We start from the raw sequence: 16,223 nt of genomic DNA, 5'->3' as shown, positions 1-16,223 counted from the left end.
GCGATAAGGATAAGCTCTGGTTTGCCTTCACAATCTTTCAGGATGTAACCACCCTTAGCGATGTTTGCCACTTGCTCAGCGTCGCGGTCTTGCTGTGCAAGGTTTTGACGAGAGAAGATAAGTGCAGAAGGACCATCTTTACGTTCGATTGCCAGTTTCCAAGCAACAGCAGACTCAACTTGGTCACATGGACGCCATGTGCTCATGTTTGGAGTTAGACGTAGAGATGCGATCTGCTCAACTGGTTGGTGCGTAGGACCATCTTCGCCTAGGCCGATAGAATCGTGCGTGTAAACTTGGATGTTCTGAGTCTTCATCAGAGCAGCCATACGCATTGCGTTACGAGCGTATTCCATGAACATTAGGAACGTTGCGCCGTATGGTACGAAACCACCGTGCAGAGCGATACCGTTCATGATAGCCGTCATACCGAATTCACGTACACCGTAGTGGATGTAGTTACCAGAGAAGTCATTTGCTTCAAGCGACTTAGAGCCAGACCACATAGTTAGGTTAGAAGGCGCAAGGTCAGCAGAGCCGCCCATGAATTCAGGTAGCATAGCACCGAACGCTTCTAGAGCATTTTGAGATGCTTTACGTGAAGCGATGTTAGCTGGGTTAGCTTGAAGGTCAGCAATGATTGCGTTTGCTTTCTCTTCCCACTCAGCTGGTAGTTCGCCGTTTGTACGACGTTTAAATTCTGCTGCTAGCTCTGGGTGAGCAGCTGCGTATGCGTCAAACTTAGCATTCCAAGCCGCTTCTTTCGCTGCGCCCGCTTCTTTCGCATTCCACTCAGCTGCGATATCAGCTGGAATTTCGAAAGGACCGTGTTCCCAACCAAGTGCCGCTTTAGTTGCTGTGATTTCATCAGCACCTAGTGGAGCACCGTGACAGTCGTGCGTACCCGCTTTGTTTGGAGAACCAAAACCGATGATAGTTTTAGTACAGATAAGCGTTGGACGAGGATCCGCTTTAGCCGCTTCAATAGCCGCGTTGATAGCGTCAGCATCGTGACCATCAACGGCCGGGATTACGTGCCAGCCGTAAGCTTCAAAACGCTTAGGTGTATCGTCAGAGAACCAGCCTTCCACTTCGCCATCGATAGAGATGCCGTTGTCATCCCAGAAAGCAACCAGTTTACCAAGACCTAGCGTACCCGCTAGAGAACATGCTTCGTGAGAGATACCTTCCATCAGACAGCCATCCCCCATGAATGCATAAGTGTAGTGGTCTACGATGTCGTGGCCTTCTTTGTTGAACTGTGCAGCCAATGCTTTCTCAGCCATCGCCATACCAACAGCGTTAGTGATGCCTTGACCTAGAGGACCCGTCGTTGTTTCGATACCAGGAGCGTAACCGTACTCAGGGTGACCAGGAGTCTTAGAGTGCAGTTGACGGAAGTTCTTAAGGTCTTCAATTGAAAGCTCGTAACCTGCAAGATGAAGCAGAGAGTAAATCAACATTGAACCATGGCCGTTAGACAGAATAAAACGGTCGCGGTCAGCCCACTCTGGGTTTGCTGGGTTGTGGTTCAAGTGACCACGCCAAAGAACTTCAGCGATGTCAGCCATACCCATTGGTGCGCCAGGGTGGCCTGAATTTGCTTGTTGAACGCCATCCATGCTAAGTGCGCGAATTGCATTGGCTAGATCTTTACGAGAAGGCATGTCTGCTCCTGAGTACATAAGCGATTTAAAAAAGAGATTGATGCTAAAGTTTTCATTTTTATTAGCGCGGGTATTCTCTCAAACGACTTTAGCGACTGCAAACGTTTTACTGGCATTTTAACGGTCACTTTTCGCAATTTTCGAACATTTACATCACTTAGGAATGCGTTATCTCGACCAATACGCAAACGTTTAGTTATGACATATCATAAAAAAGAGCTTGTAATTCGACCGCTGGAATTTAGAATAGCCGTCTAGATGTAGAAACACCTACAAAATATACTGTATTTAATGGCGGCGCTTCCTAGCTTGCGACGCCTGAAATTATTTGCATTTAACTATTTGCAACTAAAAACTAAACTAAAAGTGGAGCTCTCATGGCTAAGCACCTATTCACTTCTGAATCTGTTTCAGAAGGCCATCCAGATAAAATTGCAGACCAAATCTCAGATGCTGTTCTTGATGCCATCATTGAACAAGATCCAAAAGCACGTGTTGCTTGTGAGACTTACGTAAAAACCGGCATGGTTATGGTTGGCGGTGAAGTAACCACGTCTGCATGGGTTGATATCGAAGAAATCACTCGTGAAACAGTTCGTGAAATTGGTTACGTTCATTCTGATATGGGCTTTGACGCTGACTCTTGTGCAGTACTAAACACAATTGGTAAGCAGTCTCCAGACATCAACCAAGGTGTTGATAAAGCGGATCCTAAAGATCAAGGCGCAGGCGACCAAGGTATCATGTTTGGTTACGCGACTAACGAAACACCAATCCTAATGCCAGCTCCAATTACTTACTCTCACCTTCTTGTTAAGAAGCAAGCTGAAGTACGTAAGAGCGGCAAGCTTGACTTCCTTCGCCCAGATGCGAAATCTCAAGTAACGTTCCAATACGACCAAGGTAAGATCGTTGGTATCGACGCTGTTGTTCTTTCAACTCAACACTGTGATTCAGTAACAACACCTGACCTACGTGAAGCGGTAATGGAAGAGATCATCAAGCCAGTACTTCCTGCTGAGTGGATCAACAAAGACACTAACTTCTTCATCAACCCAACAGGCCGTTTCGTAATCGGTGGCCCAATGGGTGACTGTGGTCTAACAGGTCGTAAGATCATCGTTGATACCTACGGCGGCGCAGCTCGTCACGGTGGCGGTGCATTCTCAGGTAAAGATCCATCAAAAGTTGACCGTTCTGCAGCTTACGCAGCTCGTTACGTTGCGAAAAACATCGTTGCTGCTGGTATGGCTGACCGTTGTGAGATTCAACTGTCTTACGCTATCGGTGTTGCAGATCCAACATCTATCATGGTTGAAACCTTTGGTACTGAAAAAGTAGCTCACGAAATCATCATTGAAGCCGTTCGTCAAAACTTCGACCTACGTCCATACGGTCTTCAAGAGATGCTGAACCTTCTTCAACCTATCTACAAGCAGACTGCTGCATACGGCCACTTTGGTCGTGAAGAGTTCCCTTGGGAATCGACTGACAAAGCAGCAATCCTTGCGGACTTCGCTGGCCTAAAATAATTTAGCCACTGCGATTTGTTTTTTTAAAGCCCTTACTACTTAGTAAGGGCTTTATTTTTATGTACTTACCGAACTTTCACTCACAATACCCTTCCCCAAAGCCCTTCTTTACCGTTCACCACTTAGTATAAAAAGCCGCTGAAAAATTTGTGTTTTCTAGCACTACTGACAATAGTTAAGGTAACTCCTAGGCTATCAAGCTCACATTTAACTTAAATTAATTCAGTCTGATAACGCTCGTTAAATGCACGCTAGAACAATAACTGGGATGACAGAGAGCAATTTAGCTCAACACCATAACTCTCACACAAGCCACATCGATGAGCCTTATGGAATTATAACTAGGACGTTATTTAAATTTAACTAGGGGGATCCATGCCTCATTCCACACACCAATCAGAACTGAACGATAAAAAACACAAGGTCAGCGATCAGGATTACGCTCGCACCATTCCTTGTAACCAAATCAATATTTCCGCACCCTTTCATTGGTTGTCGCTTGCTATGCATGACTTAGTGAGAATGCCGTTAATCAGTTCATTTTACGGTTTGTGCTTTATGGCTGCGGCAATCGCCATCGTTCAACTTGTCCAATGGCAAGGAACACACTTGGTCGTGATGCCAAGCTTGATCGTCTATATGCTAATAGGACCGTTCCTTGCACTGGGCTTGTATGATGCAGCATGGGAAAGAGAAAAAGGGCACAACGCTAGCCTACTGCATTCGATGAAAGCCATCACACGGAACTCTACCCAACAATGGGCCTTTGCGATTGTATTAATGGTCGCGATGATATTCTGGATGCGTATCGCGGCATTATTACACGCGCTCTACCCTTCAGTGCAAGGCGCACCATTGACTGAGTTCGCTCCCTTCTTAATCACGGGTTCTGTGATTGGTTTTGTTATCGCTAGCTTGATATTTAGTATCTCTGCATTTTCAATTCCATTAATGATGGAGAGACGCGTTGATGTGATGAGTGCAATTTTCACTAGTTTTAATGCCGTAAAATCGAACATCCCTGCGATGGTGGTATGGGCGAGTATTATTTGTGCCGGTATTCTGGTCGGTTTTGCCACCTACGGTATCGGAATGATTGTAACGATGCCATTACTTGGTTACGGAACATGGCATGCTTACCACGAAGTCATCAAAAAGAAACATCACGTTTAAATCGTTTCACGATCGATGAGCAATGTTATGATGAGGCCTTAGCTTAAACGCTGAGGCTTTTTTTGGAGTTAACAACGCTTGTCTTACACCCCGCAACAACATCGAGTAAATAAAAAACTGGGCGAATGCCTAGCTATCGCTAATCAACATTTTTCTCGTGAATTTCCATGTCCAACCGTCACTTACAAGTTAAGAGGAAAGGCAGCGGGAAAAGCCTACCTCCAGTTAAACGAGATAAAACTCAACCAAGTGCTATTCAGCGAAAATGAAGACGCCTTTATTAACGAAGTCGTGCCTCATGAACTCGCACATCTGATCACACATCAGGTATTCGGACGAGTTAGACCTCACGGCAATGAGTGGAAATACGTGATGGAAAAAGTATTCAACGTGCCAGCTAAAACGACTCACAGCTTTGAAATCGCTTCTGTGCAAGGGAAAACCTTTGAATACCGATGTGAGTGCACCACTTACCCGCTATCAATCAGGCGACATAACAAAGTACTTCGAAATCAATCGGCCTACCGATGCCAACGGTGCCAACAAACCTTAGCTTTTACGGGTAATCAACTAAGCTAATGACGGATAGATGTATTCTTTCACACAAATATTATGGATAGATCTATCATTTAAGTGCTAGGCTGATATTTATCATACTTTTATCAGTCTTTTCCTATGAAAAAACTCACCCTACAATCATTTGGGCTGTCTGTGCCTTTTTACTTATCGATAGTATTTGGCCTACTGGTAACTCAAAGTGTTTTGGCTACGCCACCTAACTCGTTCTCTAAAGCAAAAAAAGAAGCCGTGAAAATTTATCTCGATCACCCGACTTCATTTTATTGTGGTTGTGATATTACTTGGAAAGACAAGAAAAAAGGTATCCCCGACCTTGACGGCTGTGGTTATCAAGTGCGAAAACAACAAAAGCGCGCTTCCCGTATTGAATGGGAACATATCGTTCCAGCTTGGCAATTTGGCCACCAGCGCCAGTGTTGGCAAGATGGCGGGCGCAAGAACTGCACTCGCAATGACAAAGTATTCAAGTCCATGGAAGCCGACCTCCACAACCTGACACCAGCCATCGGTGAAGTAAATGGTGACCGTTCGAACTACAACTTCAGCCAGTGGAATGGAATAGATGGCGTGAGCTATGGCCAGTGTGAAATGCAGGTCAACTTCAAACAGCGTAAGGTCATGCCGCCAGACAGAGCAAAAGGCTCTATCGCGCGTACTTACCTTTACATGAGCCAAGAGTATGGTTTCAAGCTATCTAAGCAACAAACCAACCTGATGATGGCGTGGAACAAGCAATTTCCTGTCGACAAGTGGGAATGTACTCGTGATGAGCGAATCTATGCCATCCAAGGTAATCACAACCCATTTGTTTACCCTGCTTGTAAATAACGTTGCTCGTACAATCAACATTCCTAACTATCTCAAACAAGAGTTTCAGAATTGCCCCTGAAACTCTTGCTCTACCCTTGTTTTTTCAACTAAAAACATCCATGTTAGGCAGAGACAAAATACCCAAATGAACATATTTATAGGTTTACCAGCATGAGAATCCCTCGTATCCATCACCCAGAACGCATTCATCAGTTAGGTTCACTCGCTTTAGGCGAAGATGCCGCGGGTCATGTTGGTCGAGTCCTTCGTATGAAAGAAGGCCAAGATGTTCTTCTATTTGATGGCAGTGGCGCTGAATTCCCTGCGACCATTGCTGAAGTATCAAAAAAGAACGTCACAGTTAATGTTACTGAACGTATCGAACGTAGCAGCGAATCTCCGTTAGACTTACATTTAGGCCAAGTGATTTCACGTGGCGATAAAATGGAATTCACGATTCAGAAATCGGTTGAGCTTGGTGTCAACACCATTACTCCTCTGATTTCTGAACGCTGTGGCGTTAAGCTTGATGCCAAGCGTTTCGAGAAAAAACTCGCACAATGGCAAAAGATTGCTATCGCAGCATGTGAACAGTGTGGCCGCAATACAGTTCCTGTGATTCGTCCAATCATGCAACTTGAAGAGTGGTGCAGCGAACCGAGTGAAGCGTTAAAGCTAAACCTGCATCCTCGCGCAAAATACTCAATTAACACCCTTCCAGAACCCATCAGTAAGGTGCGCCTATTGATCGGTCCTGAAGGCGGACTGTCAGCTGAAGAAATCGGCATGACAGAACAATACAAATTTGAAGAGACGCTACTCGGCCCACGTGTACTTCGTACCGAGACAGCAGCTCTAACCGCAATTACTGCCTTACAAGTCCGTTTTGGCGATCTAGGCTAGGAGAAAAAAATGATCAAACTTGGCATCGTAATGGATCCAATTTCATCCATTAACATCAAAAAAGACTCTAGCTTTGCCATGATGCTTGAAGCTCAGCGTCGTGGTTACGAAATCCATTACATGGAAATGGATGATCTACATTTAGATCAAGGCGTAGCCATTGCTGACACTAAGGTTGTTGAACTAAAAGAAGATCCAAACGGTTGGTACGAGTTCAAATCAGAACAGACTATCGCGCTATCCGATTTAGATGCGGTATTGATGCGTAAAGATCCTCCGTTTGATACTGAGTACATCTACGCGACTTACATTCTTGAGCGTGCTGAAGAGAACGGTGCACTGATCGTCAACAAGCCACAAAGCCTACGTGACTGTAACGAGAAGTTATTCACGGCTTGGTTCCCTGAACTGACACCAACCACCATCGTGACTCGTAAAGCTGAAAAAATTAAAGCATTCCGAGAAGAGCATGGTGACGTGATTCTAAAACCACTTGATGGCATGGGCGGCGCGTCTATCTTCCGAGTGAAAGAAGGCGATCCAAACGTATCAGTGATCATTGAGACCTTAACTAACCATGGTCAAAACTACGCAATGGCACAAACCTTTGTTCCTGACATCAGCAACGGTGATAAGCGTATTCTTGTGGTTGATGGTGAACCAATGCCTTACTGCCTAGCGCGTATTCCTGCTAAAGGGGAAACTCGAGGTAACCTTGCCGCTGGCGGTACAGGTGAAGCTCGTCCGCTAAGTGAAACCGATTGGGCTATCGCAAGAGCGGTTGCTCCTGCATTAAAAGAGAAAGGTTTAATCTTTGTAGGACTTGATGTTATCGGCGACAAGCTGACTGAAATTAACGTAACAAGCCCTACTTGTATCCGTGAAATTGAAGCTGCTTTTGATATTTCTGTTACGGGTAAATTAATGGATGCAATCGAGCGTCGCGTTAACGCTAAATAGCCTAAACTTAAGAAAGTCTTAGCTATTCGCAAACATTTAGACACAGAATCAATGAGCGGCTTTACGCCGCTCTTTTTCCTTTACTGGGAACACACTGGCAGGAGGCTCTATGAATTTAACGAACCACTTTCTGGTCGCTATGCCCGGAATGAAAGACCCATACTTTCAAAACTCGGTGATCTACCTTTGTGAGCATAATGACGAAGGCGCAATGGGTCTGATGATCAACGCTCCTATTGATGTCACTGTCGGCAGCATGCTCAAACAAGTTGAGGTTGATTCTGAACAACCAAAATCCAACCAAGCAAGCCTTGATAAGCCAGTTTTAAATGGTGGACCTGTAGCAGAAGACCGCGGGTTTATTTTGCACAAGCCCAAAGGCAGCTATCAATCCAGCATCAACATGACGGATCAAATTTCGGTAACAACATCAAAAGATATCTTGATGGTGTTAGGGACTGAAGATGAACCGATCAATTATCTGGTTGCACTTGGTTATTCTGGGTGGGAGCCTGGCCAGTTGGAGATAGAACTGACCGAAAACTCATGGCTAACCGTTGAAGCCGATCCAAAGGTCATCTTTGACACACCGATCTCGGACCGCTGGAAAGTTGCCGTGCAAATGTTAGGTATTAACGCGGCTCAGCTTTCAGCAGACGCTGGACACGCCTAGCTCAAATTAGCTCCATAAAACAAATAAACACTCTCAAACACAGATTAATTTGGAAACCCCATGTCACGAACAATTATGGCATTTGACTACGGTACAAAAAGTATCGGCAGTGCGATAGGACAAGAAATCACGGGTACCGCAAGCCCTCTAAAAGCTTTTAAAGCCAAAGATGGCATCCCAAACTGGGACGATATCGAGAAGCAAATTAAGGAATGGCAACCGAATCTGATTGTGGTTGGCCTTCCTACCGACCTTCATGGTAAAGATCTAGCAGCTATTACACCCAGAGCGAAGAAATTCGCTAACCGTCTTAAAGGACGCTTTGGTGTGGATGTTGAACTGCATGATGAAAGACTTTCTACGACAGAAGCAAGGGCCGACCTTTTTGAAATGGGCGGCTATAAAGCGCTAAGTAAAGGTAACGTCGATAATCAATCAGCCGTTGTAATTCTAGAGAGCTGGTTTGAAGCACAATATGGCTAAGTTATTTATTTAGCAAACTCGAGCAAGCTTATGATCCCTTTGCCATTTTAACTGCGTAATGGAGGAGCGATAAAGGAAAAGAACTTGGGAGTTCATATGAAAATTTTTCTAGCAATATTCATAGCGTTATCTATAACGGCATGCAGCTCAATGGGAAGCGGTTCCGCGGGTTACGACGGTCAACAGTACCCGTCAAAAATCAAATTAGAAAAGGAGCGCGGTTACTCATATGATAACCATCGCTCCAACATGCACTCATCTAACATGCATTAAGTTATAAACGAATAAAACCCGCCACAGAAGCGGGTTTTGTGTTTATCAACAAAGCCGTGACTTAGCCCATATCAATCTTAACGCCAGCCAACGCACCAGTTCCGTAGTCATCATCGCCACGTTTGGTCTTGAGCATTAAACGCAAGTCATTGGCAGAATCTGCACTATGGAATGCATCATCCTCGCTAATCTTGTCCGCAACCACTAAATCATACAAAGCTTGGTCAAAAGTCTGCATACCAATCTCTTTCGATTTGGCCATGGTCGCTTTTAACTCATGCAACTCACCACGACGAATCAAGTCAGATATACGAGGGCTATTCAGCAGAATTTCGAAGACACCATGACGACCATTGCCATTTTTATCGCGTATTAACTGCTGAGCGACCACACCACGCAGATTCATCGACAGATCAAACAGGAACTGTTCTTTCTGCTCTTTCGGCACCAAGTGAAGAATACGCTCTAGCGCCTGGTTAGCGTTATTGGCATGCAGGGTTGCCATACACAAGTGACCCGTTTCAGCAAAGGTCATCGCGTATTCCATGGTTTCACGACTACGGATTTCGCCAATCAAAATCATATCAGGGGCTTGGCGTAACGAGTTTTTAAGCGCGACTTCATAGCTTTCGGTGTCGAGTCCAACCTCTCGTTGAGTCACGATGCACTTTTTATGTTCGTGTACGAATTCAATCGGGTCTTCAACCGTCAAGATATGACCTGAACGATTGGTATTGCGATAGCCTGTCATCGCAGCCATCGAGGTTGATTTACCAGAGCCAGTCGCACCAACCACCAGCACAAGCCCGCGCTTAGCGATTGAAAGGTCTTGTAGTACGTCAGGAAGCTTTAATTGCTCAAAGGTTGGGATGTGAGTCTCGATGCGACGAATTACCGCTCCTGGCAGCTCTCGCTGAAAGAACGCACTGACACGAAAACGACCAAAATTACGCACGATAGCAAAATTAGCCTCACGCGTTTGCTTGTATTCATCTCGTCGATCTTGATCCATCATCGCATCAAGTAATTGAGCAACCTGAGCCGCATTCAGCTTCTCTCCTTGGGGGCGTAATTCACCATCCACACGAAAAAGGATTGGCGCATCGACAGTGATATAAAGATCCGACGCCTTTTGAGAGAGCATCCCTTCAAGAATTTGATTCAATTCCATTTTGTTCACCTTGATTAAAACATTGAGGTTTCAATTTCGATCTTTTTCTCGACCTCTTCCGAGTCAACCAAGCCTTGTGCCATCAGTTGTTTCGCGTTTTGCTCCATGGTCTGCATACCATGTGCCGCGCCCGTTTGAATAATCGAGTACATCTGCGCGACTTTATCTTCACGAATCAAGTTTCTGATTGCAGGTGTCGCCATCATGATTTCATGACAAGCGACACGACCACCACCGACACGCTTTAATAGTTTCTGGGCAATCACCGAACGTAACGATTCAGACAGCATCGAACGAACCATACCTTTGTCGCTACCCGGGAATACATCGATAATACGGTCTACGGTTTTTGCTGCAGAGCTAGTATGCAAAGTACCAAAAACTAGGTGACCAGTTTCTGCGGCCGTTAACGCTAAGCTGATCGTCTCTTGGTCACGAAGCTCACCTACAAGAATTACGTCCGGGTCTTCACGTAACGCACTGCGTAGCGCCGCTTTAAAGCTGTGCGTATCACGATGAACTTCACGCTGGTTAACCAGACATTTATTATTGGTGTGAACGAATTCAATTGGGTCTTCAATGGTCAAAATGTGTTTGTTGTGATTACGGTTTACATAATCAACCATCGCCGCCAAAGTTGTCGATTTACCAGACCCCGTAGGGCCAGTCACCAGCACTAAGCCTTTTTCATAATTGGCAATTTTTTCAAAAATATCAGGTGCGCCCAACTGCTCTAACGTTGGGATTTCTACAGGGATGGTTCGAAAGACCGCTGCGCACCCACGGGCTTGGTTAAAAGCATTAACACGGAATCGGCCAACATTGGGTAATTCAAAAGAGAAGTCGACTTCCAATTTTTCCTCAAACTCACCGCGCTGTGAGTCGTCCATGATCTCAAAAACTAAACGATGCACATCAGCATGACTCAAAGCTGGGATTCCAAGCTTCCTTACTTCACCATCTATACGTACCATTGGAGATACACCCGCAGAAAGATGTAGATCTGACGCGTTATGCTTTACACTAAAATCTAGTAACTCAGTGATATCCATTTATTTTCCCTTAAGTAAAGTCAGCTATGAGTAGTATTCAACAAAATATCGAACAAATCACCTCACAGATTCGTAGTGCTGAGCAAAAGTGCGGACGAGCTCCAGACTCCGTGCAACTTTTAGCCGTCAGCAAAACTAAACCTATTGATGCGATTCTAGAAGCCGCACTCGGAGGCCAAGTTGCCTTTGGTGAAAACTATGTTCAAGAAGGTGTCGATAAAGTAAAACACTTTTCAGAACAACATTCTAACCTAAATTTAGAATGGCATTTTATTGGCCCAATTCAATCCAATAAAACCCGCCCTATCGCAGAAAGCTTCCAGTGGGTGCATTCTGTCGATCGCGATAAAATCGCGCAAAGGCTTAATGATCAACGACCAAACGAGCTTCCACCTCTACAAGTACTCATTCAAGTGAACACGAGTGGTGAAGATTCGAAATCAGGAACGTCAGAAGAGACAGTTTTTGCACTCGCAGAGTTGATTTCATCGCTCCCCAACCTCACGTTAAGAGGGTTGATGTCGATTCCTGCAAACGTATCTGACTATCAATCTCAGCTTAATGCGTTTTCTCAACTGGCGGAGCTCAAAGGCAAGCTAGCCGTGAAGTATCCAAACATCGATACCCTTTCGATGGGTATGAGTGGTGATATGGATGCAGCAGTTGAGGCTGGTAGCACAATGGTTCGTATTGGAACGGCTATTTTCGGAGCTCGTGATTACACGAAATAGCCTTAGTAAGTAACTAACGACAAGTACAAGTATTGATACCGCTTCGCTTTAACTGCGCAGCGACACGCTCAGGATTTTATATATGGAACATAAGAACATCGCCTTTATTGGGGCGGGAAATATGGTTCGCTCTATTGTAGCGGGCTTAGTGGCGAGTGGTTACCCAGCGCAAAAGATTACTGCAACAGCACCTTCTGACACCAGAAGGCTGCCGTTAGAGCAAGAATACGGCATCAATACCACCAGCGATAATATTGCCGCAGCAGAGCAAGCAGACGTTGTTGTGTTATCCGTGAAGCCACAAATGATGGCTGATGTATGTAAACCCTTACAAGGTATCGATTTCAGCAACAAACTGGTTATCTCAATTGCAGCGGGTATTAATGCGAATCGACTCAATGAGATGTTAAACTGCCAGCTGAACCTTGTTCGTGTGATGCCAAACACGCCATCGCTGCTTGGTAAAGGGATGAGCGGTCTTTATGCCGATTCAACGGTCAGCCAAAATGATAAAGACTTTGCTTCTCAGCTGATGCAAGCTGTAGGTGAAGTTAGCTGGGTTGAGCAAGAATCTGGGATTAATAACATCATTGCGGCGGCGGGCAGTGCTCCGGCTTACTTCTTCCTATTTATGGAAGCGATGCAAGCCGAAGCAATCAACCAAGGCTTCGACCAGGAAACCGCTCGTAAATTAGTGCAGCAGTCGGCATTAGGTGCGGCAGAGATGGTGGTTGCAAATCCAGACACAGAATTATCTACACTGCGTGAACAAGTGACTTCAAAAGGCGGCACAACCGCAGAAGCACTGCGCACGTTTAACGACCATCAACTTTCAGATATCGTAGCAAAAGCCATGCAAGCGGCGGTTGCTCGAGCTGAAGAGATGGAAAAACTGTTTTAATACTAATTACAGTAAAAAAGCATTTTGTCGCTCGGGTTATATCTAAGCGGCAAGTAAATCCGAAAAAGGAAACAATATGAACTCGATGAGCTTTCTGATCTCGACCGTTTTTGATCTTTACATCATGGTTGTGATCTTGCGTATCTGGCTACAAGCATCACGTGCAGATTTCTACAACCCATTCTCACAATTTATCGTAAAAGCGACACAACCGGTTGTTGCACCACTACGCCGAGTAATTCCATCAATCGGCAGCCTTGATCTTGCGACGGTTGTTTTCGCTTATGTGTTATGTGTACTTAAGTTCGTCGCTCTAAATCTGATTATCTCTGGCGGTGCGGCTGTATTTGACATCAGCTTCCTGATATTTGGAGCGCTATCTCTGCTTAAAGCGGCTGGTGGTTTGATCTTCTGGGTTCTGCTAATCCGTGCAATCCTGAGCTGGGTTAGCCAAGGCCGTAGCCCAATTGAATACGTGTTCCATCAACTGACTGAACCAATGCTGGCTCCAATTCGTCGTATTCTTCCAGCAATGGGCGGTTTTGATTTAAGCGTACTGGTACTGTTTATTGTTCTGCAATTCGCGAACTTCTTGATGGGTGACCTAATTGGCCCGATTTGGTATCAGCTATAATTCAAGTACGAACATCAGGTACTTTGACGATGCCAAAAGCGGTTTGGGCCGAGGAAGACGATATTCTTCTTAGGCTCTATATCCAACCCAAAGCAAGCCGAGATAAAATTGTCGGCTTACACGGCGAGGAACTGAAAATTGCCATTACTGCACCACCGGTTGATGGCAAAGCTAACGCCCACTTAGCGAAATACCTTGCGAAGCAATTTAAGGTCGCCAAGGGGCAAATCAAGATAGAGAAAGGAGAGCTCGGTAGGCACAAGCAAGTTCGAATATGCTCGCCAAACCAAGTCCCTACTGAAATCAAAGCCATCCTATGATGGCTTTTTGCTATTTATTGGAGTCATTATGCGTTTATGGATAACAGCACTACTTACTGCCCTTGTCGCTTTACCAAGTTGGGCTGGACAGTTTAAAAATATCAAGGATATAGAGGTTCACTACTCGGCCTTCAACTCCACTTTCTTAACCGCACAAGTCGCTAAGCAATATCAACTTAAGCGCAACGGTTACTCAGCGATTCTTAATATCAGCGTGTTGGATAACTCTTCTTTGGGCAAACCAGCAACAACAGCTAAGGTTTCAGGAACAGCGAAAAATCTAGTCGGCAATACTCGCACGCTTAAGTTCCGTGAAATAAAAGAAGGTGACGCGATTTATTACCTTGCAGAATTTCCAGTGACCCATGAAGAGAACATCACTTTCACCATCAATATTAATGCTGGTTTGAAAGGGGCTGGACCACTGCGTTTCACACAAAAATTTTATATAGAAGAGTAGCTTCAACGCTCACTTTTCTAGTCATTAACTTATTAGAGCCACATTCCCATGAGTAAGATTGTTTTAGCAACAGGCAACCAAGGTAAAGTTCGCGAGATGGCAGATATTCTGTCTGAGTTTGGTTTCGACGTTGTCGCGCAAAGTGAATTTAACGTTTCAGAAGTCGCAGAAACAGGAACGACTTTCATTGAAAATGCCATCATCAAAGCTCGCCACGCTGCGAAAGAGACGGGGCTACCAGCCATTGCTGACGATTCTGGCTTAGAAGTTGATTACCTTAATGGTGCACCCGGTATCTACTCAGCGCGTTACTCAGGTGAAGGGGCGACAGATAAGCAAAACATCGAAAAGCTGTTAGATGCCATGCAAGGTGTGGAAACTGAAAAGCGTACCGCTCGCTTCCACTGTGTGTTGGTGCTAATGCGTCACGAAAACGATCCAACACCATTGGTGTGTCACGGCAAATGGGAAGGCCGTATTCTGACTGAAGAACACGGTGATAATGGCTTTGGCTACGATCCTGTCTTCTTTGTACCAGAAGATAACTGCGCCTCAGCAGAGCTTGAATCGTCACGTAAGAAGCAACTATCACACCGTGGTAAAGCTCTCGCGTCATTATTTAAGACTCTCAAGGAGCAAGCTCTGTAATGCACAATGCAGCGCTAATACCACCCGCACTCAGCCTCTATGTCCACATCCCATGGTGTGTACAAAAGTGTCCGTATTGTGATTTTAACTCTCATGCTCTAAAAGCCGAGATTCCTGAAAAAGAGTACATTGATGCTCTGCTTGAGGATCTCGATACCGATATCGAAAAATACCAACTCAATGGCGCACCTCGCCCATTGCATTCGATCTTTATTGGTGGCGGCACGCCGAGTCTATTTTCTCCAGAAGGAATAGGTCGATTGCTGCAAGGTATTGAACAGCGCATCCCGTTCAAACCTGAAATAGAAATCACCATGGAAGCCAACCCGGGCACCATAGAAGCTGAACGTTTTGCAGGTTACCAAAAGGCAGGTATTAGTCGTATCTCAGTTGGTGTACAAAGTTTTGAGCAAGAGAAACTGGAAAGGCTTGGGCGTATTCATGGTCAAGATGAAGCGGTCAACGCAGCTCACTTAGCACATAAAATCGGATTAAAGAGCTTCAACCTAGATCTAATGCACGGCTTACCCGATCAAAGCATTGATCAAGCGTTGGCTGACTTAGACAAAGCGATCGAGCTCGACCCTCCACATTTGTCTTGGTATCAGCTAACAATAGAACCTAACACCATGTTCTATTACAAAACGCCACAGCTGCCTGACGATGATGACCTTTGGGATATCTTCGACTTAGGCCATAAGAAGCTCGCAGATGCAGGTTATGTACAGTACGAAATTTCAGGTTACAGTAAGCCGGGATATCAGTGTCAGCATAATCTCAACTACTGGCGCTTTGGTGACTACCTAGGTATTGGCTGTGGCTCTCATGGCAAGCTGAGCTTTGCAGATGGACGTATTGTTCGCACCACTAAGGTTAAACACCCTAGAGGCTACCTAGCCGCGTATCAGAATCTGGTAAAGCCCTATCTGTCGGATGAACTTGAAGTACCTAATGACGACCGCCCTTTCGAGTTCTTCATGAACCGCTTCAGGCTAATGGAAGCGTGTCCAAAACAAGACTTCATTGATACGACTGGGTTAGAGTTTGATTCGATTCAGCCAACGATAGAGTGGGCTAAAGAACTCGGTTATCTTAATGAAACCGACAGCCATTGGCAGATCACTGAAAAAGGAAAACTCTTCTTAAACGATTTACTTGAAGCCTTTATGGTAGAAGAAGACGAATAGTTCGAACGCTCATAGACAGGATCTTAAGGGCTAAGCGGTTTATTTAGATAGAAAAAAGGCTTCATT

18 protein-coding genes are annotated in these 16,223 nt (G+C 45.1%); 15 read left to right on the top strand and 3 right to left on the bottom strand.

What is annotated here, in order from left to right:
* The coding region (tkt, locus tag ED652_RS22135; RefSeq protein ID WP_122056188.1) for a transketolase at window positions 1-1,667 on the bottom strand (1,667 nt) is incomplete at its 3' end.
* A 377-nt stretch (window positions 1,668-2,044) separates the two neighbouring features.
* Between tkt and metK the strand changes: the two genes are divergently transcribed.
* The 8 genes from metK (at window position 2,045) to ruvX (ending at window position 8,780) form a co-directional block, all read left to right on the top strand.
* Window positions 2,045-3,199, top strand: coding sequence for a methionine adenosyltransferase (gene metK / locus ED652_RS22130; protein ID WP_122056187.1), 1,155 nt, complete (start codon window positions 2,045-2,047; stop codon window positions 3,197-3,199).
* 375 nt (window positions 3,200-3,574) lie between these two features.
* On the top strand, window positions 3,575-4,372 hold the full coding sequence (locus ED652_RS22125) for a DUF2189 domain-containing protein (protein ID WP_122056186.1): 798 nt from the start codon (window positions 3,575-3,577) through the stop codon (window positions 4,370-4,372).
* A 78-nt stretch (window positions 4,373-4,450) separates the two neighbouring features.
* Window positions 4,451-4,951, top strand: coding sequence for a SprT family zinc-dependent metalloprotease (locus tag ED652_RS22120; RefSeq protein ID WP_122056185.1), 501 nt, complete (start codon window positions 4,451-4,453; stop codon window positions 4,949-4,951).
* A 96-nt stretch (window positions 4,952-5,047) separates the two neighbouring features.
* Window positions 5,048-5,779: an endonuclease gene (locus ED652_RS22115; RefSeq protein WP_122056184.1), complete on the top strand. Its 732-nt coding sequence runs from the start codon at window positions 5,048-5,050 to the stop codon at window positions 5,777-5,779.
* Window positions 5,780-5,932: 153 nt separating this feature from the next.
* Window positions 5,933-6,664 (top strand): 16S rRNA (uracil(1498)-N(3))-methyltransferase, encoded by a 732-nt coding sequence (gene rsmE, locus ED652_RS22110; protein WP_122056183.1) that lies wholly within the window; start codon window positions 5,933-5,935, stop codon window positions 6,662-6,664.
* 9 nt (window positions 6,665-6,673) lie between these two features.
* Window positions 6,674-7,624, top strand: a complete 951-nt coding sequence (gene gshB, locus ED652_RS22105) for a glutathione synthase (protein WP_004735482.1) — start codon at window positions 6,674-6,676, stop codon at window positions 7,622-7,624.
* A 109-nt stretch (window positions 7,625-7,733) separates the two neighbouring features.
* Complete coding sequence (locus ED652_RS22100) at window positions 7,734-8,297, top strand: YqgE/AlgH family protein (protein ID WP_017629552.1); 564 nt, start codon at window positions 7,734-7,736, stop codon at window positions 8,295-8,297.
* Window positions 8,298-8,357: 60 nt separating this feature from the next.
* Window positions 8,358-8,780, top strand: a complete 423-nt coding sequence (gene ruvX, locus ED652_RS22095; protein WP_009847698.1) for a Holliday junction resolvase RuvX — start codon at window positions 8,358-8,360, stop codon at window positions 8,778-8,780.
* 334 nt (window positions 8,781-9,114) lie between these two features.
* On the opposite strand, the gene ED652_RS22090 is transcribed toward ruvX, so the two are convergent.
* Window positions 9,115-10,224 (bottom strand): PilT/PilU family type 4a pilus ATPase, encoded by a 1,110-nt coding sequence (locus tag ED652_RS22090; RefSeq protein ID WP_122056182.1) that lies wholly within the window; start codon window positions 10,222-10,224, stop codon window positions 9,115-9,117.
* A gap of 14 nt (window positions 10,225-10,238) precedes the next feature.
* On the bottom strand, window positions 10,239-11,276 hold the full coding sequence (locus ED652_RS22085) for a type IV pilus twitching motility protein PilT (RefSeq protein ID WP_122056181.1): 1,038 nt from the start codon (window positions 11,274-11,276) through the stop codon (window positions 10,239-10,241).
* Between the two features lie 26 nt (window positions 11,277-11,302).
* Here ED652_RS22085 and ED652_RS22080 point away from each other — a divergent pair, with 26 nt between their 5' ends.
* The 7 genes from ED652_RS22080 (at window position 11,303) to hemW (ending at window position 16,157) form a co-directional block, all read left to right on the top strand.
* Window positions 11,303-12,007: a YggS family pyridoxal phosphate-dependent enzyme gene (locus tag ED652_RS22080; protein ID WP_122056180.1), complete on the top strand. Its 705-nt coding sequence runs from the start codon at window positions 11,303-11,305 to the stop codon at window positions 12,005-12,007.
* An 82-nt stretch (window positions 12,008-12,089) separates the two neighbouring features.
* A complete protein-coding gene (gene proC, locus ED652_RS22075) occupies window positions 12,090-12,908 on the top strand; it encodes a pyrroline-5-carboxylate reductase (protein ID WP_122056179.1) in 819 nt (272 codons plus the stop codon).
* Window positions 12,909-12,984: 76 nt separating this feature from the next.
* A complete protein-coding gene (locus tag ED652_RS22070) occupies window positions 12,985-13,542 on the top strand; it encodes a YggT family protein (protein WP_012604836.1) in 558 nt (185 codons plus the stop codon).
* Between the two features lie 29 nt (window positions 13,543-13,571).
* The gene (gene yggU, locus ED652_RS22065) at window positions 13,572-13,862 is read left to right on the top strand and encodes a DUF167 family protein YggU (RefSeq protein WP_076678828.1); all 291 of its coding nucleotides are present in this window, start codon (window positions 13,572-13,574) and stop codon (window positions 13,860-13,862) included.
* A gap of 28 nt (window positions 13,863-13,890) precedes the next feature.
* On the top strand, window positions 13,891-14,322 hold the full coding sequence (locus tag ED652_RS22060) for a DUF4426 domain-containing protein (RefSeq protein ID WP_122056178.1): 432 nt from the start codon (window positions 13,891-13,893) through the stop codon (window positions 14,320-14,322).
* A gap of 48 nt (window positions 14,323-14,370) precedes the next feature.
* Window positions 14,371-14,970, top strand: a complete 600-nt coding sequence (locus tag ED652_RS22055; RefSeq protein ID WP_122056177.1) for an XTP/dITP diphosphatase — start codon at window positions 14,371-14,373, stop codon at window positions 14,968-14,970.
* Window positions 14,970-16,157 (top strand): radical SAM family heme chaperone HemW, encoded by a 1,188-nt coding sequence (gene hemW / locus ED652_RS22050; protein WP_122056176.1) that lies wholly within the window; start codon window positions 14,970-14,972, stop codon window positions 16,155-16,157. The genes ED652_RS22055 and hemW overlap by 1 nt, the downstream gene beginning before the upstream one ends.
* Window positions 16,158-16,223: the final 66 nt, after the last annotated feature.

It is taken from the genome of Vibrio sp. Evd11 (assembly GCF_900382755.1).
In the GTDB taxonomy this organism is placed as follows: Bacteria; Pseudomonadota; Gammaproteobacteria; order Enterobacterales; family Vibrionaceae; genus Vibrio; species Vibrio lentus.
This window is presented reverse-complemented; position numbering and strand designations above follow the sequence as displayed.

What these genes read in the sequence shown, in the direction of transcription:
- metK (WP_122056187.1), top strand. Translation starts at nt 2,045, where the DNA reads ATGGCTAAGCACCTATTCACTTCTGAATCTGTTTCAGAAGGCCATCCA.
- ED652_RS22125 (WP_122056186.1), top strand. Translation starts at nt 3,575, where the DNA reads ATGCCTCATTCCACACACCAATCAGAACTGAACGATAAAAAACACAAG.
- ED652_RS22115 (WP_122056184.1), top strand. Translation starts at nt 5,048, where the DNA reads ATGAAAAAACTCACCCTACAATCATTTGGGCTGTCTGTGCCTTTTTAC.
- rsmE (WP_122056183.1), top strand. Translation starts at nt 5,933, where the DNA reads ATGAGAATCCCTCGTATCCATCACCCAGAACGCATTCATCAGTTAGGT.
- gshB (WP_004735482.1), top strand. Translation starts at nt 6,674, where the DNA reads ATGATCAAACTTGGCATCGTAATGGATCCAATTTCATCCATTAACATC.
- ED652_RS22100 (WP_017629552.1), top strand. Translation starts at nt 7,734, where the DNA reads ATGAATTTAACGAACCACTTTCTGGTCGCTATGCCCGGAATGAAAGAC.
- ruvX (WP_009847698.1), top strand. Translation starts at nt 8,358, where the DNA reads ATGTCACGAACAATTATGGCATTTGACTACGGTACAAAAAGTATCGGC.
- ED652_RS22090 (WP_122056182.1), bottom strand. Translation starts at nt 10,224, where the DNA reads ATGGAATTGAATCAAATTCTTGAAGGGATGCTCTCTCAAAAGGCGTCG.
- ED652_RS22085 (WP_122056181.1), bottom strand. Translation starts at nt 11,276, where the DNA reads ATGGATATCACTGAGTTACTAGATTTTAGTGTAAAGCATAACGCGTCA.
- ED652_RS22080 (WP_122056180.1), top strand. Translation starts at nt 11,303, where the DNA reads ATGAGTAGTATTCAACAAAATATCGAACAAATCACCTCACAGATTCGT.
- proC (WP_122056179.1), top strand. Translation starts at nt 12,090, where the DNA reads ATGGAACATAAGAACATCGCCTTTATTGGGGCGGGAAATATGGTTCGC.
- ED652_RS22070 (WP_012604836.1), top strand. Translation starts at nt 12,985, where the DNA reads ATGAACTCGATGAGCTTTCTGATCTCGACCGTTTTTGATCTTTACATC.
- yggU (WP_076678828.1), top strand. Translation starts at nt 13,572, where the DNA reads ATGCCAAAAGCGGTTTGGGCCGAGGAAGACGATATTCTTCTTAGGCTC.
- ED652_RS22060 (WP_122056178.1), top strand. Translation starts at nt 13,891, where the DNA reads ATGCGTTTATGGATAACAGCACTACTTACTGCCCTTGTCGCTTTACCA.
- ED652_RS22055 (WP_122056177.1), top strand. Translation starts at nt 14,371, where the DNA reads ATGAGTAAGATTGTTTTAGCAACAGGCAACCAAGGTAAAGTTCGCGAG.
- hemW (WP_122056176.1), top strand. Translation starts at nt 14,970, where the DNA reads ATGCACAATGCAGCGCTAATACCACCCGCACTCAGCCTCTATGTCCAC.